General features: G+C 55.7%; 15 protein-coding genes. 10 read left to right on the top strand and 5 right to left on the bottom strand.

Translation table 11 applies throughout. The features are described from left to right. Nucleotides 1-123 precede the first annotated feature (123 nt). The gene (locus RE6C_RS32805) at nt 124-1,017 is read right to left on the bottom strand and encodes a tetratricopeptide repeat protein (protein ID WP_236618103.1); all 894 of its coding nucleotides are present in this window, start codon (nt 1,015-1,017) and stop codon (nt 124-126) included. Next, nucleotides 993-1,508, bottom strand: coding sequence for a TPR repeat-containing protein (locus RE6C_RS32810; protein WP_008656408.1), 516 nt, complete (start codon nt 1,506-1,508; stop codon nt 993-995). Before RE6C_RS32810 ends, RE6C_RS32805 begins: the two co-directional genes overlap by 25 nt. 617 nt (nt 1,509-2,125) lie before the next feature. On the opposite strand from RE6C_RS32810, the gene RE6C_RS10540 reads away from it, so the two are divergent. Continuing rightward, a complete protein-coding gene (locus tag RE6C_RS10540) occupies nt 2,126-3,814 on the top strand; it encodes a ferredoxin (RefSeq protein ID WP_039961780.1) in 1,689 nt (562 codons plus the stop codon). A gap of 319 nt (nt 3,815-4,133) precedes the next feature. Here the strand turns inward: RE6C_RS10540 and RE6C_RS10545 are convergent, their stop codons facing one another. Both RE6C_RS10545 and RE6C_RS10550 read right to left on the bottom strand, forming a co-directional pair. After that, nucleotides 4,134-4,979: a hypothetical protein gene (locus tag RE6C_RS10545; RefSeq protein WP_008656411.1), complete on the bottom strand. Its 846-nt coding sequence runs from the start codon at nt 4,977-4,979 to the stop codon at nt 4,134-4,136. After that, on the bottom strand, nt 4,960-5,667 hold the full coding sequence (locus RE6C_RS10550; RefSeq protein WP_008656414.1) for a PTS sugar transporter subunit IIA: 708 nt from the start codon (nt 5,665-5,667) through the stop codon (nt 4,960-4,962). Before RE6C_RS10550 ends, RE6C_RS10545 begins: the two co-directional genes overlap by 20 nt. A 227-nt stretch (nt 5,668-5,894) precedes the next feature. Between RE6C_RS10550 and RE6C_RS10555 the strand changes: the two genes are divergently transcribed. From RE6C_RS10555 to pnp, 3 genes are all read left to right on the top strand, one after another. Continuing rightward, a complete protein-coding gene (locus tag RE6C_RS10555) occupies nt 5,895-7,487 on the top strand; it encodes a YML083C domain-containing protein (protein WP_008656416.1) in 1,593 nt (530 codons plus the stop codon). 119 nt (nt 7,488-7,606) lie between these two features. Further along, on the top strand, nt 7,607-7,876 hold the full coding sequence (gene rpsO, locus RE6C_RS10560) for a 30S ribosomal protein S15 (RefSeq protein WP_007329975.1): 270 nt from the start codon (nt 7,607-7,609) through the stop codon (nt 7,874-7,876). A gap of 502 nt (nt 7,877-8,378) precedes the next feature. Continuing rightward, nucleotides 8,379-10,631, top strand: coding sequence for a polyribonucleotide nucleotidyltransferase (gene pnp / locus RE6C_RS10570; protein WP_039961781.1), 2,253 nt, complete (start codon nt 8,379-8,381; stop codon nt 10,629-10,631). Nucleotides 10,632-10,763: 132 nt separating this feature from the next. On the opposite strand, the gene RE6C_RS10575 is transcribed toward pnp, so the two are convergent. Further along, nucleotides 10,764-14,120 (bottom strand): PVC-type heme-binding CxxCH protein, encoded by a 3,357-nt coding sequence (locus RE6C_RS10575; RefSeq protein WP_008656423.1) that lies wholly within the window; start codon nt 14,118-14,120, stop codon nt 10,764-10,766. A gap of 121 nt (nt 14,121-14,241) precedes the next feature. Between RE6C_RS10575 and RE6C_RS10580 the strand changes: the two genes are divergently transcribed. The 6 genes from RE6C_RS10580 (at nt 14,242) to ylqF (ending at nt 22,034) form a co-directional block, all read left to right on the top strand. Then, nucleotides 14,242-15,111, top strand: coding sequence for a ThuA domain-containing protein (locus RE6C_RS10580; RefSeq protein ID WP_008656425.1), 870 nt, complete (start codon nt 14,242-14,244; stop codon nt 15,109-15,111). 50 nt (nt 15,112-15,161) lie between these two features. Next, nucleotides 15,162-16,577 (top strand): alkaline phosphatase D family protein, encoded by a 1,416-nt coding sequence (locus RE6C_RS10585; RefSeq protein WP_008656426.1) that lies wholly within the window; start codon nt 15,162-15,164, stop codon nt 16,575-16,577. Nucleotides 16,578-16,788: 211 nt separating this feature from the next. Next, on the top strand, nt 16,789-18,408 hold the full coding sequence (locus RE6C_RS10590) for an alpha-L-fucosidase (protein WP_039961769.1): 1,620 nt from the start codon (nt 16,789-16,791) through the stop codon (nt 18,406-18,408). Between the two features lie 14 nt (nt 18,409-18,422). Beyond that, a complete protein-coding gene (locus RE6C_RS10595; RefSeq protein WP_236618098.1) occupies nt 18,423-19,472 on the top strand; it encodes an aldo/keto reductase in 1,050 nt (349 codons plus the stop codon). A gap of 90 nt (nt 19,473-19,562) precedes the next feature. Next, entirely contained in the window at nt 19,563-20,888 is a 1,326-nt protein-coding gene (fucP, locus tag RE6C_RS10600) for an L-fucose:H+ symporter permease (protein WP_008656431.1), read from the top strand. 165 nt (nt 20,889-21,053) lie between these two features. Then, complete coding sequence (ylqF, locus tag RE6C_RS10605) at nt 21,054-22,034, top strand: ribosome biogenesis GTPase YlqF (RefSeq protein ID WP_039961782.1); 981 nt, start codon at nt 21,054-21,056, stop codon at nt 22,032-22,034. Nucleotides 22,035-22,038 lie beyond the last annotated feature (4 nt).

Below are 22,038 nucleotides of genomic sequence, written 5' to 3' on the forward strand. Positions count from 1 at the left end.
CATGGCGTACCTCTCCCGAAACTTCGTTTCGGGAGAGGTACGCCATGTGGAAATCTGCCGAAAAGCGGAATCAAAAAACTGCACGCCCTCCCTGCGGGAGAGCTCAGGGCATGAGACCGGCTTCTACTCAGCCTTTTCCAGTCCGGTTGCTTTGGCGTCCTTTTCAGCTTCCTCGGCCAGTTGCTTGGCCGCAGCCTTCTTCGCAGCTACGTTTTCTTTCTCAGCCTTCTTCTTAGCCTCACGTTCTGCCGCTGCCTGCTCGGCTTTCTCCGCCGCGGCGGGATCAGCGATGTAAGGTTTCCCGGCTCGGTAACGATCGAGGATTTTGCCAGCAAATTCTTTCGCATCCTCGGGAGCCGACTCGACGACTTTCTCTTGCCAGCCAACCGCTTCCTTGAATTCACCCTGAGCGGCCAACGCGGCGGCGAGAGCCGACAGATCACTCACATTTCCGTAGCCGTTCAGTTCGCAAGCCTTTTTGGCTGCTTCCACGGCCGCATCCGCGTCACTCAACGATTCATCGTCGGTGGTCGCCAACAACCAAGCTCGGTTTTGGTGAGCTAAACCGTACTCAGGTGCCAACTCAATCGCCTTTTCGTAATCTGACAACGCTTCCTTGGCTTTGCCGAGCTGATAACGGTTGTATCCACGATTGTTCCAAGCGACCGGATCTTTCTCGTTCAACTCGAGAGCAGCCGAGAAATCGGCTGCTGCGGCAGCGTATTCGTGTTGTTGGAAACGGATGTAACCGCGGCCCATGATCGCCGCGACGTCCTCGGGATTGTCGTCCACGATCGCATCGTAATCCTGGATCGCTTTTTCCATTTCACCTGCGGACTTGTAAGCCAAAGCCCGCTGACGAAGCAGCCCGGCGTTGCCCTCGCGAACTTCCAGTGCCTCGGTGTAGTCGCCGATCGCCGCCTCGAACTCACGCTGAGCCATTCGAACGGCCGCCCGGTTGATGATCGGAGTGATGTCTTCTGGATCGAGCTTCAATGCCCGCTCGTAGTCTTTGATTGCTGCGTCATGTTCTCCGCGAGCCGCATGAAAAGTCCTCGGCTGCTGTAGGCGTGAGCTTCTTCGTAGCCCTTTTCGATGGCTTCGTTGAAGTCCGCCATCGCCTTCTCCTGTTCTCCCAACGCCCACCACGCCGACGCGCGAAGCGTGTGATATCGCCCTTCTTCAGGATACTCCTCGATCAAATCCGTGTAGATGCCCGTCGATTCCGCCAACTCGACCGCGTTGACCTTGTCGACGGCACCACGAGTCCCATCGTGGGTCACGATCACGTAGTCCTCACCGCGATCTTCGACCACCGTCAACAAATCACCTTTCGCGATGACGTCCACGACTTTGTCTTCCTTCGCGAATTGCATTTCGACGCGAGCGACCACGGGTTGCCCAGGCTTCGCCGCGAAGCTGGCTGAGGCGTTGACCCAGCAAAACGCGGCAAAGATGGAAATTCCAACTTGGACGGCCCAAGGGCGAGATTCAATCACGGCGTTCATAGATTTCTTCGGAAGGTGCTGAGATCGGTTGAGAACGAGGCCTCAATGCCATCGGTCTCAAAACGGAAGCCTCCACGGATTGGCTCGGTGGAGGATCGGGCGTGCGAAGAAGAAATTTATCAACCAGAAACTCCCCTCACGAGGGACGCCGCACGGGAAATGGGAATCTTCCCGAGATTTCCGAAGCGGGTTTGTTTCGTTCGGGCGAATTGGACGCTTCGGGTGGTTGACCGGCAAAAACCTGCGTGCTGTAGGATATCTGTGCGGATTGCAACGATTGTGCCCATTGCAACAAATAGGCGATTTTTTCTTACCTGAACGATTGTAACCTTCTAGACCCGATCTAATCTGGTGCGACAGAGTAGCAGCCTCGCCCCCCCTGGGGTGCTGCGAGAATGCTCCGAGCAGTGTTTTCTGAACGACGCCTTTTGAACGACAAACGCCCGGTCGGCAATGCTCGCACCCAATGATTCACACCCTTCACGTGTGCCGTCGGACTTCGATTGGCATCCGTTTCCATCGTTGTTTATGACTCTTTGAGGATTTCACCAGTGAAGTTTGGACCAACTCTCGCGGGCATTGCTGCGGCATGCTTCGCCTCCATGGTGGCGACTGCCATGGCACAATGCGTCCCGTGCGGCGGATGCTCCGATCCGTGCGGCGTCTCGGCACCGGTTGTCAGCAGCGGTTGCGGCGGTGCAATTGGTTGCGGCCAGGGTTACGTCGTTCCCAGCCAGACCTATTCGACTGGCGTGGTTTACAGCAGTGGCCCGTCGGTGATGGGCGGATCAGTTGTCACGTCGTCAGTTCCTGCTCGCGAAACCATTTGCGAACCCGTCGTCGGCTATCGCGTCGTCATGAAGCCGACCTATGTAACCGAATCCCGCATGGTCAACGTGACCGAAAGCCAACCGGAAACTCGCTTCCGCACGAAGACTGTCTACAAGACGGTTCCAGTGACGGAAGAAAAGTACCGCACCAAAGTGGTCAACGTGCCGAAGACGGACACCAAGACAATCACTTACTCGGTCTTGGTTCCCGTGAAGGAAGAGAAGCAAGTCGAAGTGACCGAGTCGGTGCCACAATGGTCCGAGATTCCAGAAGAGTACACCGTTCGCGTTCCAACCTTGGTCGACGTTCCTGAAACGTACACCGTGAAGGTGCCAAAGTTGGTCGACGAAACGTTCACCTACACCGTCAACGTGCCACAAGCCGTGACGACTCAAAAGACTCGAACGGTCGTCAACGCTGTTCCAGTCACCAAGAGCCGCACCATCGAAGTGGCTGTTCCAAAGACCACCATGCAAACGGTCACCAAAGACTACGGTCATTGGGAAGAACAAGTCGTTAAAGTCGCCGCGGCACCTGTTGCTAGCACGGTCGCTTATGTCGGCGGATGCGGATCAGCGTCCTCGGTTTCATCTGCATGTGGCGGATCGTGCGGACGTCGCTCTTGCGGATGTGGCTCGTGTGGCGGTTGCGTTTCCAAGTGCGGTGGCTGCGGCAACGGCTATGGCCAAACCTACGCCGGTTGCGGTGGCGGAGTCTCGTACTCAGCTCCAGCATCGACCGCTTGCGGATCGACAACCAGCACCATCACCAAACGCGTTTGGGTCCCCAACGTTGTGACCGAAGAAGTGCCTGTCACGACCAGCACCACCGAGTCGCAAGTCGTCAACTACACCGTTTACGAACAACAAGCGACTCAGGTCCCTTACGAGTGCACGACCATCGTCTATCAACCTGAAACTCGCACCGGATCAAAGCAAGTTGTTCAGTACGTGGACGAAACTCGCACCCGTACTCGCAAAGAAGTCCAGTACAACGAAGAAACTCGGACTCGTATCCGCAAACAATTGACCTACACCTCGGTCACCAAAACGGAAACGATCCCCTACGTCACGTACAAAACTGAAGAACGTACCAAGGAAGTCAGCTTCACTTACAACGTTCCTGAATACACCGTCGAACCTTACACAACCACTCGCTACGACCAAGTCGCTGAGCAAGTGGTTGAGGAGTACACCGTCAGTGTTCCTGTCACCGTGACGAAGGAAAAGAAGGTCCAAGTTTGCAAGATGGTTCCGACCTTGGTCGAAGAATCCTTCACGCCTTGTGCTGAACCAGCTGCCATCGGCGGCTACCAATCAGCACCAGCCATCAACGTGGGACCATCGGTCATCATGGGTGGCAGCGGAGCAAGCGGATGCAGCACTCCAATCCATTACCAATCGGCTCCGTCGATCGGCAGTGGTTGCGGAAGCTGTGGCGCAACGGTCAGTGCATCGCCTTGCACCGGTTGCTAAGCAGTTCGGCAGGAATGATCGGGTAGAACCTCACGTAGGCGAGTCTCTCTGAGACTCGCAAATGACAGCGTCTCGGAGAGACGCTGCTACGTGATAGAGCCCAATGACTCCCGCTCACGTGCTTAGTGCGTAGTTTGAATCTTCGCCCACTGTTGAGTGGGCAAAACGACTCCAAAACGCTAGGCCGAGATACTCCACTCGGCCTGCAACGAACCCGTCCGCGATTTTTCGCGGGCGGGTTTTTCTATGCGCAGTCGCACGCGTGATTAGGCGATCTCAGACACTCCTGTTGGCACAATGCATTTCAACGCCAGGTGCTTCAGTGCCAGAGTGCTTCGATCGATTCGCGACGAGTTGGCTTGTTCCAAACCGCGCCAACGCCGGATCGATAGGCGTCATCAATTTGCGATGGAGATGCCATTCCGGTCATCCAAATGTGCCGGTACCGCCGACCTTCCACAGCGGACGCCAACTTGCACGGTTTCGCGTCTGAACAACGCCAAACCGAATCGTCCCAAACCACGTGAGCGGAAGTGAATCGATCCGCGCGAGTCAATCCATCTCGACGCCATGTCATCACCGGGACCGGTTGATTCAATTCGCCTGCAATCGCTTCGATGGTTTCAAACAAGGCGTCCGCCGTTGCCCAAGATTGCGAAACGACGATCAAACCCTGAGTCGGTTCAGCCAAGTCGGCTGAACCGTCCATTCCGCCCAACCAAAGCGGCAACGTTTGTGAACTGTCACGCCAACCGATCGACTCAATCCAGCCTTCTTGTCCTGGCAATCCGACCGAAGGAGCAACCAAGGGCCCCAACCATCGCAACACTTTCGCGTTTGGAGCGACACTTTTCAGATCACGAATTTGCCCCGCATCGATGAAGTGCGAACGATCGGATTGAGCGAGCAGCACATGCGACAACGGAAGTCGCGGCGGCGAAGCAAGCAGCGACGCAACACTGGAATAAGTCGCGACCGCGTCCGCGTTCTGCTCGCACACAGCCTTTGCATGCAATGCCAATGGATCGGAAGATTCGCCCACCCAAGCCAAAATGCATGGTGGACCAATGCCGGATTCGGAATTCTCCGCGGCCGGATTCTCAACGGCCTGAGCGGAGACATTGTCTCTGGTGAATTGGTTCGACTTAGAAAGCGTGATTCTCATCCAGCGACATCTCGGCTTCGTTCAAGATCGCCCAAGCGTCTGCCGGCGTGTCACTTGCACGCACGCCTTCTAAGAAGGCTTCATCGGAGACGATCCGGCTCAGTTTCGCCAAAATACGCAAGTGCGAACTGTCGTCATAAGAGCAGATCAGAAAGAAAATGTCGGTCAACTGCCCGGTATCTGAGAAAGCGACCGGCGTCGGGCAAACCCCCATCGCCAACACGGACTCCGCCAAAATGGATGTTTGCGGACGGCGCGGGTGAAGCAAAGCCACACCGCAGTCCAACGCCGTCGGATGCAGTTTTTCGCGAGTCGCGACCGCTTCGGCCATCGCGGGTGCATCCCAGAGCATGCCCGTTCGACTGGCAAGTTCGCACATGTTGCGAATCACGCTGCCGCGGGTCCTCGCCACGAACGGATTGGAAACCAACTCGACGGGGCAGATCTCTGCCAAAGTGTGTGGTGGAGCCTCCGATCGACGATGCAAAACCGCACGAACCTGATCGAGTTCACCTTGGTCGCTCAATCCGATTCGTTCTTCGAGCCAGTGATGAATCTCGGCCTCGTTGAATTTCCAGTCACCTCCGACACGCCGGCCCGGCAAGTTTCCTCGCGAAACCATTTTCCGAACTTGGTCAGGAGTAATGTGCAGGTATTCAGCCAACTGCGGGATATCTAAGTCTTCCATCGCTCAAGCTTGCCTAGTTTTCAATGAATTGTGGTGATCACGAGCCAATCGCCGTTCAGATTTATCTTGACGAAAGTTCATGAAAATCGCTAAATCGACTCAAGTTGTTGTCTCGACCGCGCCCGCCGACTCCAAAGTGCAATCTTTTGCCTCACCATTTTCATCACTTCGTCGCTCCGCAGTCGAGCGCCATCATAGGTGGATTCTTCCGAATCGTCCTCACCTTGATGGCGGCTTCATTGGGCTGCGTCGTGGTTGTGATGAATCCGGCTCCTTTAGTCGCGCAGTCGAATTACGGCGAAACTCCACAAACAAATCTTGCTCCGATCCAATCGCCCGCCACTGGCGCCTCACCGTACGGACAATCGTCGATTGCCCCTCCCCCTGGTGTTGCGAATGGTGCGCCAAATGGCAGTTACGGAAGCTCGATTTACGCCGGCCCAAACTTCGCCACTCCGCCGCGTCCCAACACCGCGCCCGTATCGGGATCGCTGTTTGATCCCTACGCATCGGCGGCAGCGGCTCCCAATTCTTTCGCGGTTCCCCAGTACACGCCGTCACCGCTTGGGGCACCCGTTCCTGCGAATTCCGCCGCCGGAGCATACCCTCCCGCGACAGGAAACGCCGCCTATCCCAACGGCGGTTTGCTGAACGGACTTTTCTCCGGCAGTATGTTCACGCAAGGTTCAACCTCGGCGCCATATCAAGGTGCCACTTATCAAGGAAACGGATTCGCAACCGGGTTCGGTGGCGGAACCGCGGTCCCCTACGACGCAGGATCTATCTACACCGGCGCCCCACCGACTTATCCCGGAACGGGCATGCCTTACCAAGGCGGAACCGGCTATCCGGGCACCGCGATTCCTCCGCCGGGGATGGATCCCTATCCGTCATCCGCCTACCCATCCGGATCTCCGTCCACGCTGTTCCCCGGTGGTTTTTCAGGTTCCCCGTCGAGCTTGTTCCCGGGCGGTTTCAGTTCACCGGAGGCCGTCAGTGCTTACCGAATGCTCAACGGACCGAGGATTCGCCACACATTCATCGGTGGCGGCGATGGAGCGACCGACGTTGGCTACAACCAAACCGACGCCTCGATCGGATTCGCGTTCCCCAACTTTCTGTTCAGCACTCGGCCTTTGTTCGTCGTCCCGTCGTTTTCGCTGTATTTGTTCGATGGACCTGCCACGCCCGCCGCGGCCCCGACTCGAATGCTACCCAGCAATGCTTACGCGGCGTCGCTCGACTTCGGCTGGCAAACCGATCCCAATCAAATTGTCGGTGCGGAACTCGGCGTCCGAGTCGGGGCGTACACCGATTTTGACACCTTCAACAGCGACAGCATTCGCGTTCTCGGCAAAGGACTCGTTTCCTTTCGGCTGACGCCAACGTCGACTCTGAAAGGTGGCGTCTATTACCTGGATCGGCTCGACACGAAGCTCCTTCCTGCGGGGGGATTGTTGTGGCAACCAAACCCGTACACCCGCTTCGACATCTACTTCCCTGAGCCAAAACTGGCAAAATATTGGCGAACGATCGGTACCCGTGACGTTTGGTGGTACCTGGCCGGCGAATACGGCGGCGATTCTTGGACGCTCAGCGATACTGCGCTCGCTTCGGACGGCGAACGGGTCGATATCAACCAGATCAACGCGATGTTTGGATTCGAATGGGGCAACTCGCAACTTTTGCGAACCGGTCAACGTTCCGGATTCATCGAAGCCGGCATCTCGTTTGACCGAGAATTGCTCTACGAACAATCGGTCGCAGGCAACACAAGCCTAGAAGAAGCGTTTATTCTAAGAGCGGGAATTGGCTACTGAGCCGATTTTCGTACCGCAGCGAATTTGACGTTGCGTTCGCAGGGGGGCACGCTAAACTTCTGCGATTCAGAAACATTGGTCCACCGCGATCACAAACGATCAGGAAAGCATCAGTCGGTATGACGATTTCGAAAGAACGGAAAGAAGAAGTAATCAGCGAGCACGGCGCCGCAGCTGGAGACACCGGTTCTCCTGAAGTGCAGATCGCAATTTTGACGGAACGAATCAACGGATTGACCGAACACATGCGAACCCACCGCAAGGATTATGCCTCGCGTCGCGGTTTGTTGGGTTTGGTGAGTCGCCGTCGCCGTCTGCTGGATTACGTTCGTGGGCAAGACCCACAACGTTACTTGGATATCATCGGTAAGCTTGGTATCCGCAAATAGTTTGTGACCGGGTGGTCGACGGCGTGGCCGCGGCCACGTGGCGTATGTCCCCCCGGGCTCTTTGGTCCCGGGGCGGGGTGGAGTCGCAGCTTGACTGCGGCTCAGCATCGCTATCGGGAATGTCCTTCTCTGGACTCAAATCCTTCCCATCCATCTCAGCGAGCGTGATCGCCGTTTCGCTGGCTCTACTTTGCCTTGTCCATGTACTGCAGCCGGTCCGGTTGCGTCTTGTCGCCTCGTCAGAGCAGTTCGTTTGTGGCACCTTTCGGTGCCCATCGCGATCCAATCAAAACAAGCCCACGTTTGATTGTCACGAATCGGGAATGTCGCTTGGCGATCTTCGCGATTCTTCACGTTGTTGCGTGGCGACCCAGTTCGCCACTCTTTCCCATCAGCCGTTGTGGCTGAGCAGGCCTTGTTGGCCAGGGATGAAAATCGGGCCGGCTTCGGAAAAGCCGTTCAAATTGTTGTTTGTTGTGTAGATGCAGGAAAAGAGGTTGTTGTGAGTGTTCAAAAAGTTCGCGTGGAGCGAAAAATTGGTGATTCGGTGCTGTCGTTCGAGACAGGACACATCGCTAAACAAGCAGCCGGCAGTGTGCTGGTTCAATACGGCGAAACCGTTGTGCTGGTCGCGGCCGCATCGGGTACGCCACGTCCGGGAATCGATTTCTTCCCCTTGATGTGTGATTACCGCGAGCGATTGGCTGCGGCTGGTAAGTTCCCTGGTGGCTTCCTGAAACGCGAAGGTCGTCCCAGCACAAAAGAAATCCTCAGCTCGCGTTTGATGGATCGCCCGATCCGCCCACTTTGGCCAGCTGGTTACAAAGACGAAGTCCAGGTCCAAGCTTGCGTAATCGCAAGTGACTTGCAAAACGATGGCGACGTGTTGGCAATGATCGGTGGAGCCACCGCGTTGCACATCAGCCCACTGCCATTCAAAGGCCCTCTGGGTAGCGTTCGAGTCGGTAAGGTCGACGGCAAATTGGTTGCCTTCCCAACCGCTGATCAACTCGAACAAAGCGAGCTGGACATGATCGTCAGCGGCAGCCGTGACATGGTTGCCATGATCGAAGGCTTCGCCAACGAAATGCCTGAAGACGAAATGATGGAAGCGATTGGCTTCGCCCATGACGCCATCCGCGAAGTCATCGACCTGCAAGAAGAGTTCTACAAAAAGGTCAATCCAGAGAAGACTCCTTATCAGTCTCCTGAAGACGACGGATTGCTCGAGCGTTTGACCGACGCTTACTACAGCGACTTCAAAGCCGCTCAGCAAACTTCGGGCAAACAAGCTCGTGCGGAAGCCGTTCGTGCCGTTCGCGATCGTGCCATGGCTGACGTCATTCCTGACCCCAACGCAGCCGACGCTGTTTGCGTCAACCGCTTCAAAACCGTCTGGCACGACTTGGAAGAAAAGGTCGTTCGCGATCTGATCCTCGCCGGCACCCGCCCCGACGGTCGCGACCACAACTCGCTTCGCGCCATCCACTGCGAAACCGACTTGTTGCCACGCGTTCACGGTTCGGCTCTGTTCCAACGTGGCGAAACCCAAGCCCTGATCACGATTGCATTGGGAACCAGCCGCGACGAACAACGCGTCGACGGTCTGCAAGACGAGTACAGCAAGAAGTTCATGCTGGACTACAACTTCCCTTCGTACTCGGTTGGCGAATGCCGTCCGATTCGTGGGCCTGGACGTCGTGAAATCGGACACGGTTGCTTGGCCGAGCGAAGTGTCGCTCCCGTGCTTCCTTCCGCCGACGACTTCCCCTACACGATTCGCGTGATCAGCGACATCACCGAATCGAACGGTAGCTCCTCGATGGCTTCCGTTTGTGGTGCGACCCTCGGCCTGATGGCATCGGGCGTTCCAATCAGCAACCCAGTCGCTGGTATCTCGGTCGGCCTCGTCCAAGACGGTCCTGACAACTGGTGCTTGATCACCGACATCCTCGGAACCGAAGATCACTTCGGCGACATGGACTTCAAGATCGCTGGTACCCAAAACGGTATTACCGGTATCCAGTTGGACTTGAAAGTCACCGGTGTCACCAACGACATCATCCGCGCCACGCTGAAACAATCTCGTGAAGCTCGGATCGAAATCCTGAAGAAAATGCTGACGGCGATCCCACGTCCTCGCCGCGAAATCTCGCCGACCGCTCCTCGTTTGCTTCGCACGAAGATCTCGCCCGATAAGATCGGTGCCCTGATCGGACCTGGCGGAAAGAACATCCGTGGAATTCAAGAAACGACCGGTGCGGTCATCGAAGTCGATGATGAAGGCACCGTCTTGGTTGCCAGCAGCAACAAAGAGTCGGCTCAAGAAGCCATGCGTCAGGTCGAAGCCTGCACGGCCACCGTTCAGATCGGCAAGATCTACGACGGCACCGTCAGCAGCATCAAAGAGTTTGGTGCCTTCGTTGAAATCCTTCCCGGTCGCGATGGACTGGTTCACATCAGCGAAATGAGTGGCGGATACATCAGCAGCCTTGACCAAGTGATCGCCGTCGGCGACGCCATGAAGGTCTTGGTCATCGATGTTGACGAGCACGATCGCGTCAAGCTCAGCCGTCGCAAAGCTCTTGAAGAGCTCGGCGAAGAAGATCCTTTGGCCGTTGAAGGCGAAGGTGGCGGCGACGGAGAAGGCGGTGGCGACGGTGAAGATCGTCCACGTCGTCGACGTGGCGGTGGAGGCGGCGGAGGTCGCGGACGCGGCCCACGTCGTAGCGGCGGCGGACGCGATCGCGACTGATCGCTTCTGAACCGAAGCAACACTGATTGATCATTTAACCCCGGCATCTGATTCGATGCCGGGGTTTTTCATGCGCCGCTGGGCAGCTACCAATTGCTTTCCGGCAAACCCAAGCATTCCCACAACCTTCGTTTAATGCGCGGGCGAAGACTTCAGGTAGGCCATCAAATCCACCAATTCACGCTCAGTCATCAACTCAGCAAGATTGTTGGGCATCAATGAACGCTGAGACGCTTGCTGAGCTTCCACGCTGTCGACGCGAACCTCCTGAGTCTTCCCATCCGACGTGGTCAAACGAATCAACTCGTCGTCCTGGCTGGCAACCAAACCAACCAGTACACGGCCATCATCCAGCAGCAAACTCTGCGTTCGAAATGCTTGGTCAATGTTGCGATCCGGAAGCACCACATCCTCGAGCAACCGCTCCACACTTCGCGTAATGGCTCCGTCCAACTGCGGTCCGACCAAACTTCCTTCTCCGCGAAGCTGGTGACAGGTTTGGCAGTGCTTTGTGAACACAGCTTTGCCCTTCACCGCGTCGCTATCCATGCTTCGAACCGACGCGAGCAACTGGCTCAACTTCTCCATCCGTCCCGAGTCAACGACGATCCCTTCCGTCAACTCTTTCATTCGCTCACGCAAAGCTTCGTTCAGCTTTGGCTCCATCGCTTGATGCACATCCGCATCGACTAAGACTTCGGCGGCATACACCCCCGACTCAATCACTGAAAACAATCCCGCCAACTCGGCACCGCTTGCAATCCAGTTCAGCACCAGTTTGCGTTGTTGCGAAGCACTCAGATGTGGTCCCAATTGCTTTAGCAGATCAATCGTGTCCCACCGCTCATCCTCAATCGCGACAACAATCGACTCCGCCAAATCCACACGCCCAATTTCCCCCGACACGAACTGTGCGAGCGTCGACATTCCAGGTTTGCCTTTCAGATTCGCTACAGTGCCTGCGGCATTCAACCGTGTCAGCACACCATGCCGTTCATCAACCAGCAGTTCTTTTAGATGACGCTCAAATTCGGAAAGTTCGAGTCGTTCAACCCAGTCGAACACTCTCGCCCAACGACGAGACGATCCCGAAGGACCAAGTCTTTTCGGCGTGAAGTCACCGATCGCCAACCATGCGTAGGCTGTGCCAGAGTCACCGTCGACCGCTTCGATTCGCACCAACTGTCCAATCACATCGCGGGTGTCCCAAACGACCAGCTCCGCGACATCAGAACGAGGAGGCATCACCTGCCCCAGCACCTCGCCTGTTTTTGCTGAACGAAGACGAACGAAGTTCTGCTCCGGATTGGCTTGCCCTGGTCGAGCATTGTGCCCAGCGATTCGAAATTGAATTCGTTCGGGTGCCTCAAACCAATCGCTTGCGAACATTCCGGTGTACGTCTCACCAAGCGGAAAGCTACTCATCAATTCAGCAAACTCATCGCGTTCCGCCAGCGACGGTGCGACGGATGTCAAACGCCGCTCGGTACCCCAATCGCGACCGCCGGAACCAAACCAACCGACCGAAGCTTCGCCGTCAGCGGTCAATGCGTTCCATTGGGATTCAATCAATTCCAGTGCCCAAGCTCGAATCGACGCTGGGACACTCGTCGAGTGGGAGCCGACCGCGTCACTGATCAAATGCAACCAATCGAATGCCTGCTCCGTATCGCCACCTGCCATTTGCTTGGCTAGCTCTACACAAGCATCCACTTGGTCTGGTTGAGCCAAAGACACCGCGTGGCTGAACAAGGCTTGGTTCGACGTTCGCTCGCCATCGTCCTGCGTCGCTGTTCCCAAATATGCCAAGATCGGATCGACCACTTCGGTTCGCTTCAGCCCCAGCATGACCGAGACGGCTTCCGCGTCAGGCACCGATTTCCAAAACGGATCGTCACCTGGCGTTCGCTGCAACAAATCGCGAATGGCGATACGGATCGTTTGCCGCAGCACAACGTCCGCGTCATCAACTTGAGATAGCGTTGCAAGCAATCCAGCCACATCAGTGGTGTCGCCGCGTCGTCCGATACACTCCGCCGCCATTCGCACAACATGGGCACTTTCGTGCGTTAAGAACTCACGAACCCGCGTCAATGCCATAGCGTCCGCATTGCCTTCTGAAGCCATTCGAAGTTCTGATACCAACCGCTGCTCTTCACCTGTCGATTCACTATCATCGTGCCCAGCCCCCGTGTACCGAATCTGCCAGATGCGACCACTCGTTCGATCTCGCTCCGGATGTTCCAACGGCACTTCGTAGTGGCCAATGATCTTGTTGTAGAAATCCGCGACGTAGATGTTTCCTTGTTCATCAACCTGAATATCCACGGGCCGAAACCAAGGGTCATCGCTGGTCAGAAAATCCGGCAGCGCACGCCCCTTCGCCGTCGCCCCAACGAACTCACGATGGTTCCAATTCAAACGCGACGTCATCACGTTGCCGCTGATAAAACAGTTCCGAAGTGGAACGACAGGCGAGTTCGGTGGGAAGAATTGAATGCCAGAAATTGCCGTGCTGCCATGCAAATGATCCATCATCGGCGGCAGAAACCCCAGCCCATCATGTGGCCGACCAAAACTCGGGTAGCACGCACCGGCGACCAGTTGGGTGATCGGTTTACTGTGACAGTCCGCCGAATACCAATACCCCCATTCGTCCCTGGTCATTCCAAACGGATTGACTTGTCCGCGTGTATGCAACTCCACCCGACTCCCATCGGGCCGGAAACGGAACGTGTTGCCTGAGTGCATCGTGACAACGTGCCCATCCGTTCCGGCAACTCGGCTTTGATTGTTGAATCCATGACAAGCATAGATCCAACCATCACCACCATCTCGCATGGAATTGATCATGCCGTGCGTGTCTCGGGTCGTGTCGAACGGCCCCAAGACGACCTCTCGTTTGTCACACGTTCCATCGCCGTCAGTGTCACGGAGGTACCAAATGTTTGGAATGCTGAAGCACAAACACCCATCTCCGTAGGGCAGCACTCCCATTGGGATGTTCAATCCATCCGCGAATGTCCTGATTGAATCGGCGTCCCCATCTCCATCAGTGTCTTTTAAGACCTTGACTGAATCGGGGCCTTTCTCGTTCGATGCCACCGGATATGGATAAGCAACACTGTTGGTCACCCAGAGACTTCCCTCTGAATCCATCGCCATATTCAACGGCTTGGCAATTTCGGGCTCCGATGCAAAGAGCCGTACCTCGAAGTCGGGCGGCAGGTGGAACCCAGCCATCTCCTCGGCGGGTGTTAGGTGCTCCGTCGATCGGACCCCTTCACCGTAAATCTCCGCGGCTGTCACCGGTTCGGCAGCCCCCACCGGCTTCTTCACCGTTGCGATTTCCAATGGATTCGCTTCCTGGCCGATCGCGGCAGTCCCTCCGCTCAGAGAAAAGACCAATAGCGAACAGCAGAAAACTGCTGAAGAACGAAAATCCGCATGGGTATCGCTGCGGAGGTGATTGAATCGAAGACGCTTCATGGAACGCATTCCTGTGGGGTTTGATTTCAGCAGAAAACACCTTACCCCAACCAAATACCTGACTGGTCGTTTACAATACGCAACCTTCCGATCTTTCGACCCACCTCAAGTTCACATCACGATGCAAAAGTTCATCCTTCTCGCGATTGCCGCCCTTCTGTCTCCCCTCTTCGTTGCGAGTGCGACTCACGGGGAAGACGCCGCTGCTTCATCCGAAAAGAAGCCGCTTCAAGTGCTGCTCGTCGCCGGCGGTTGCTGCCACGACTACACCAGCCAAACAAAGATTTTGAAGGAGGGATTGGAGGAGCGAATCAATGCGAAGGTCACGGTTGTGTTGAGCGACAACACGACCACCCGAGCACGATTCGACATTTACGAGTCCGACGATTGGGCAGATGGTTATGACGTTGTGATTCACGACGAGTGTTCAGCTGACGTCATCGAAAAGCCCTACGTGAATCGAATTTTGAAACAGCACCTCGATGGCGTGCCAGCCGTGAACCTTCACTGCGCCATGCACAGCTATCGTTGGGACGACTTCCGCAAACCGGTTCAAGACGGTGCCGACAATGCGGGCTGGTACGAAATGCTCGGATTGCAATCGACCGGCCACGGTCCCAAGTTCCCAATCGACATCAAACACTTGGACAAACACCCCATCACCGCTGGCATGGAAGATTGGACGACCATCAACGAAGAGCTCTACAACAACGTTCGTGTGTTTGATGGTGCCTCGGCTTTGATCCAGGGCATCCAAGAGACGCCGCCAAACAAGAGACAATTGAAGCAAAACCCAAACGCGCAAGCAAAAGAAGCCACCGCCGTCGTTGCTTGGACCAACGAATACGGCCCAAATAAAACGCGAATCTTTAGCACTTCGCTCGGTCACCAAAACGAAACCGTCGCCGACGCTCGCTACATGGATCTCGTTTCGCGTGGTGTGCTCTGGGCCGCTGGACAACTCGACGAAACCACCGCCTCAGCCGAGTGAATTCCGAGTTGTTCCTGCGTAACTTCCCAGTGCTCCTTGCTTGAGTTGAAATGATGCGATCACGTCTTGCTTTGGTCTTTCTCGCGTTGCTTGTTTGCCCATCTCTGGTTCAAGCACAACAGCATTTCCTAGGCCAAGGCGTGATGTCTGGCGAAGTCACTTCGACCAGCGTGTTGCTGCAGACGCGACTGACCGCGAGAGAAGGGCTGGACGAATCCGGAGACCTGCCCGGACGTGCGGGAAGAGTCCGTTTCGAATGGTCCGCCAGCCCAGATTTTAAGTCGTCGCAAACAAGCGATCTTTTGACCGCGGAACCTGGCAACGACTTCATCGTGCGGCACCAAGTGTCGTCACTCACGCCAGGAACGCGTTACTACTATCGAGCTTTGGTTTCCATCGCGACCGAAGAACGTCCGCTCGAACCAACCGGTCAGTTCCAAACTCTTCCGGGTGAAGATTCCGAGGCTGACGTTGAGTTCCTGGTTTTCAGTTGCATGAACTACAACAAGTTCTTGCACGGCAAGAAAGCCAAATCATCCGGTCCACTGACCGCCACGGAAGAGGACAAGCGATTGGGTTACCCGTCGTTGGTCCACATGAAAGAACTCTCGCCAGCGTTCTTCGTTGGTACCGGTGACATCGTCTACTACGACAATCCCTATCGAAATGCAGAGACGCTATCGCAACTCCGAAAATGCTGGCACGAACAATTTCGCTTCCCACGTCTGATCGATTTTTTGAAAGAAGCTCCAGGGTATTGGTCCAAAGACGACCATGACTTCCGTTTCAACGATTCGGACCACGACAAAGACCGCCTGCCGCTTCCGCAAACCGGAATCGATGTCTTTCGAGAACAATTGCCGATCGTTCCCGCTGGCGATCAAGACTCACCGACCTATCGAACTTTTCGCGTCAACAAACACCTTCAAATTTGGTTGACCGAAGGTCGCGACTACCGATCGCCCAATCGCATGAAGGATGGCCCAGAGAAGACATTGTGGGGCAGCGAGCAAAAGCAATGGCTGCAGAGCACGTTGAAAGCGAGCGACGCGAAATGGAAATTGCTGATTTCGCCCACGCCTTTGGTCGGCCCCGACGATGCCTACAAGAAAGACAACCACGCCAACTTAAAAGGCTTTCGACACGAGGCGAATGAATTTTTCGAGTGGTTGGAATCCAACAAAATCGATCACTTCATGACGATGTGCGGCGACCGACACTGGCAGTACCACAGCATTCATCCGTCAGGCATTCAAGAGTTTGCCTGTGGTGCCTTGAATGACGAAAACTCTCGCATGGGCGTGTTGCCGGGATCCCGAAGAGGTACCGACCCCGATGCTTTGATCCGGCAACCATTCATCTCACCGGAACCCAGCGGAGGTTTTCTCTCCGTCACTGCGGGCGAGAATTTGCTGATCAAGTTCTACAACGACGAAGGCAAGCTTCTCTACGAAGCCCGCCCCTGATCGCGATCTGGCGATTTCCAACCGCGAATTGGCGGTGCCTGCTGCGCCGAACGAGAATTGATTGCCCGTTGCTTTCGCCAGTTTAAAAATCCGCATGGAAAATTCAAACTCGGCTATGGGATTCCGGCGGGCTCAGTGGAAACTAATCCGACTGAAACGCTCCCTGAAGACGTTTCCTCCCCCACTAATCCCCGCGTTGCCCCGCCTTTCGATGAGCTGCAGCATGAAATTTCGGACGACAGTGATGTCCATGTTGGCGTGTATCACACTCCAAACCGCCGTGGCGCAAGACCAAACGAAGCCGCACCCGGCGACTCTGCCTCACCCAGAAGTTGAGCCAGCACTCAAGGACATCCACGCGACCATCGCCGAAGGTCCCTTCGAAGCCGACTGGAATTCGCTTGAGAAGTACGAGATTCCGCAGTGGTACAAGGATGCAAAATTCGGCATCTTCATTCACTGGGGAGCCTACAGCGTTCCCGCGTACGGTAGCGAATGGTACCCACGGCAGATGTACATCAATCGTGACCGCCGTGGTGACAATTTCTTCCAGCATCACATCGATACCTACGGCCCTCACAAAACGTTTGGCTACAAAGACTTCATTCCGCAATTCAAAGCAGAAAAGTTTGACGCGGAAGCTTGGGCCCAGCTCTTCAAAGACACCGGAGCTCGATACGTCATCCCAGTTGCCGAGCATCACGACGGATTCCCGATGTACGACTGTGCGTTCACTCGCTGGGACGCATCCGAAATGGGCCCCAAACGCGACGTGATTCAGGAACTGTCCGAAGCGGTTCGTTCAGAGGGCATGAAGTTCGGCGTCAGCAGTCACCGGGCATTCAACTGGATGTTCTACGTGCGTGACGAATCGTTCGACAACGCTGACCCACAGTACGCTGACCTCTATGGTCGTCCAATGCCTTTCTTGTTTGAAGAGAATGCATGGGACTATCAACACAACTTCACGCCTCAAGACGAACAATTCAAAGACGATTGGTTGGCTCGGTCGTGCGAACTGGTGGACAAGTACAAACCGGATGTGTTCTGGTTCGACTTTGGTATCACCCCGAAACACGGCGACTCGACTTACCTCAACAACACGTACGCCGAGCACCTGCAAAAATTCGCAGCCTACTACTACAACAAAACGACTGCGAAAGATTCCGACCTCGGCATCATCAACTACAAGTTCAACGCGTTTCCCGAATCCGCGGCGGTCTTGGACAAAGAACGCTCCAAGATGGCAGAGATCCGCAAGCCTTTCTGGCAAACCGATACGGCGGTGAGCTCTAGCTCATGGGGATACACGCAAAACCAACGCTACAAATCTCCCGAGCGTTTGGTGAACGACTTGGTCGACATTGTTAGCAAAAACGGCTGCCTGTTGTTGAACGTGGGACCTCGTGCCGATGGAACCATCCCCGAAGAAGACCAGGCGATCCTGAAGGCAATCGGCGATTGGCTAAAGATCAACGGTGAGGCCATCTACGAAACGACCTACTGGAAGACCTTTGGTGAAGGACCGACATCGGTTTCGACAGGTCACGTTTCCGAATCCAAGGACAAACCCTTCACATCGGAAGACCTGAGATTCACCACCCGCGACAACGTCTTGTACGTGCATGGATTGAAGTGGCCTGAGGACAACCAGATCACGATCAAAACCCTGGCTCAGGGAAGCGATCTGTATCCGGAAGAGATCAACACCATCCAACTGCTCGGATTCGACAAAGAACTGAATTGGGAACGAAACGCATCGGGCGTGACCGTTTCACTTCCAAAGGACAAAGCGTCCAAGTTTGCTTACGTCCTGAAGGTCACCCAGTAATGCCAGAGTCCACCGTGTCTCGACGAGTTGAGAAGGCCGCCGTGCCAACCATAGGCAACATGCTGCCGCCAATCATCTTTGGCACCAGCGCACTGGGCAATCTCTACCAAGCGGTCGACCGCGATACCAAGCGGTCCATCGTTTCGAAATGGTTTGAACATTGCAACGGCGTCGTCGCCGCAGACTCAGCCGGCAAGTACGGCGCGGGTTTGGCGTTGGAAAGCATGGCGGATGCACTGCGTTCGCTGAACGTTGCTCCCGAACAAATTTTGATCAGCAACAAACTCGGTTGGCGGCGAGTGGCTTTGACGACGCCGGAACCAACGTTTGAACCCGGTGCATGGGTTGGGCTCGAACATGATGCGGTCCAAGACATCAGCTACGACGGTATCCTGCGTTGTTGGGAACAGGGATGCGAGCTACTCGCTCCCTACCGACCTCAGCTGGTATCTGTCCACGACCCGGACGAGTACTTGGCCGCAGCAACCGACAAAAACGATCGTCAAAGACGCTGGGACGACATCCTGGGTGCCTACCAAGCGTTAAGCGAACTGCGTGACCGCGGTGATGTTTTGGCGATCGGCGTTGGCTCGAAAGACTGGCGTGTCTCGGAAGAACTCGCTCGAGCCTTTCCCTTGGACTGGGTCATGCTTGCAACCAGTCTGACCATTCGGACTCATCCGCAATCGTTGCTGGACTTCGTTGAAACGATGCGTCTTCAAGGTGTCAGCGTGATCAACTCAGCGATTTTCCACGCGGGCTTTTTGACCGGAGGTGACTACTACGACTATCGAAAAGTCACCGGCGAAAGCGTCGAAGACCAGGAACTGATTTCTTGGCGTCAACGATTCCATGGTCACTGCGAGCAACATGGTGTTCGTCCATCCGAAGCTTGCGTTGCCTTCGGCATGTCACCACCCGGTGTCGTAGCAACCGCCTTGAACAGCAGCAAACCCGATCGCATCGCTCAAAATGTTCAATTGGTTTCGGCCGAGCCTCCGGCTGAGTTTTGGACATCGATGAAACGCGACGGTTTGATCGACGCGTCGTACCCATACGTCTGATTCGAGCCGTTATGATTTGCTTGATCCACGCCCCAACCATTGGCGTGGACTTCTCTTTCTTCATTCCTCCAACCTCTCCCCCGGAAACTCATGGCTGAACCAATCGTCGCTGAACCACAAACCGAGGCTGAAGTGGTTCCCAAGAGTTACTTGGTCGCGTTTGTTTTGACGACGTTCTGTTTTGCCCTGTGGGGATTTGCCAACGACATCACCAACCCTTTGGTGGAAGCGTTTGGACGGATTTTCAACCAAAGCAACTTTGCCAGCTCCTTCGTGCAGTTCGCCTTCTACGGCGGTTACTGCTTCATGGCGTTGCCCGCCGCTTTGTTCATCAAAAGGTTCTCGTACAAAACCGGCTTGCTGGTCGGGCTGGCGCTATACGCACTGGGCGGTTTGGCATTCATTCCCGCCGCCAGCGTTGGCGAGTTCATGCCGTTCCTCATCGCATTCTTTGTGATGACCTGCGGCCTGAGTTTCTTGGAAACCAGTGCCAACCCTTACATCCTTTCTATGGGGCCAGCCTCAACCGCGACCCAGCGTCTGAACCTGGCTCAGTCGTTCAATCCACTTGGATCGATCGTTGGCATCCTCACGGCCAAATACGCCATCCTTTCAAACATCAACTCTTTGGACGGCCCCGAAAGAGCAAAGCTGCCGGTTGAAGAATTCGAAGCGATGAAGTTCTCCGACCTAGCCATCGTTCGCGGACCGTACGTGGCAATTGGATTGGTGATTGTGACCATGTTTGTGCTGATTTTGGTCAAGAAGATGCCACGCAACCAAGACTCGGATGGATCGCTCGATATCGGCGGAACAATCGGGCGTCTGATGGCGAATTCGCGATATGTCGGCGGTGTGATCGCTCAAGCGTTTTATGTCGGTGCGCAAATCATGTGCTGGACCTTCACTGCCCAGTACGGCAAAGGGGTTTTCATGGCCGACGGGATGTCCGCCGGAGACGCCGCCACTGCCGCATCGTCGTTCACGCTGTATTCGATGGTCTTGTTTGCAGTGGCCCGATTCGTATGCACATTCCTGCTGAAATACGTTCGTCCGGGGGCGTTGCTAATGGTGTTGGCCCTAGGCGCGATTGCCTTGCTGTTTCCGGTCATTTTCGTCGGTGGGAAAGTCGGCCTGTGGTCTCTCGTCGGTGTCTCGGGCTGCATGTCGTTGATGTTCCCAACGATCTATGGCATCGCCCTGGATCGAGTGGGCGACGACGCCAAGTTGGGTGCCGCAGGGTTGGTGATGGCGATCGCCGGTGGATCCATCATGCCGCCGCTGCAGGGCTATATGATCGACACGTGGTCGCTCAACATGTCCTTCGTTTTGCCGCTGATTTGTTTCGTGGTGATCGCGATCTACGGCTTGCTCACCGCCAAGCCGCAGGCCCCTCTGGCCGCTCCGGCTGCTTGATTGCGAAACGGCGGACGCCAGAATTCGAAACAGGGTTAGAAAAATCCATCCCGGTGTGTGACACTGGGCGGGCTTCCAAATCGGACTCGTGCCGTCGGGAATGATCGAACCATTCGATTGACCGACTCAGCCGGTCGCCCCCGCTCCACACGAAACGCCCTGACCATGTCGATTCAATGGTTCCCCGGCCACATGCACAAAGCTCGGCTGGAAATCCAGGCCGCATTGCCAAAAGTGGATGTGGTGATGGAGATCATCGACGCTCGGATTCCCTATTCGAGCGAAAACCCGATGCTGGCCGACATTCGCGGTGACAAAGCCTGTTTGAAAGTCCTGACCAAATCCGATTTGGCCGATCCACACTTGACCGAAGAGTGGTTGGATGCCTTGAATAATTCGAGCTCCACGCGAGCTCGCTCGGTCACGACAGATGACGTGCCAACCATCCGCCGATTGAAATCCGCGTTGATCGGCATGTGCCCTCATCGAAAGGGTCGATCCATCAATGCGATGGTGATGGGAATTCCCAACGTCGGCAAATCAACGATCATCAATTTCCTGGCTGGTCGCAAGGTCGCAAAAACGGGCAACACGCCCGCGGTGACCCAGCATCAACAGCGTGTCGATATCGGCGATGGAGTGATCCTGTGGGACACGCCTGGAATGCTCTGGCCAAAGGTTCACAACGTCAGCAGCGGTTATCGACTGGCGTTGATCGGATCCATCAAAGACACCGCGATGGACTACACCGACGTCGGCTTTTTCGCCGCCCGGTATTTCATGGAACAGTACCCCGATCGGTTGGCCGCCCGCTTTGACCTCGAGTCGGTTGCCGACACCGAAATGGCGGTCATCGAAGACATCGGGCGCCGGCGAGGTTGCCTTGGCCGCAACAACCGAGTCGATCTGGAACGAGCCTCTCGAATCCTGATTCAGGAATATCGCACGGGCGGCCTGGGCCGGCTTACGCTCGAGACCCCCGCAACGATGCAACGAGAACGCATCCTCACGCAAAAGGCGATGGTCGAAGCGGAAGAAGCCGCTCGTTTGAAAGACGAGAAACGCAAGAAGCGATTCAAGAACAAGCAAAAAGCCCAACGCAAATCTCGCGAAATGGATGCTTCGCGTCGCGACCGTCGCCAGTAGGCTG

Source organism: Rhodopirellula europaea 6C, assembly GCF_000338295.1.
GTDB classification, from domain to species: Bacteria; Planctomycetota; Planctomycetia; order Pirellulales; family Pirellulaceae; genus Rhodopirellula; species Rhodopirellula europaea.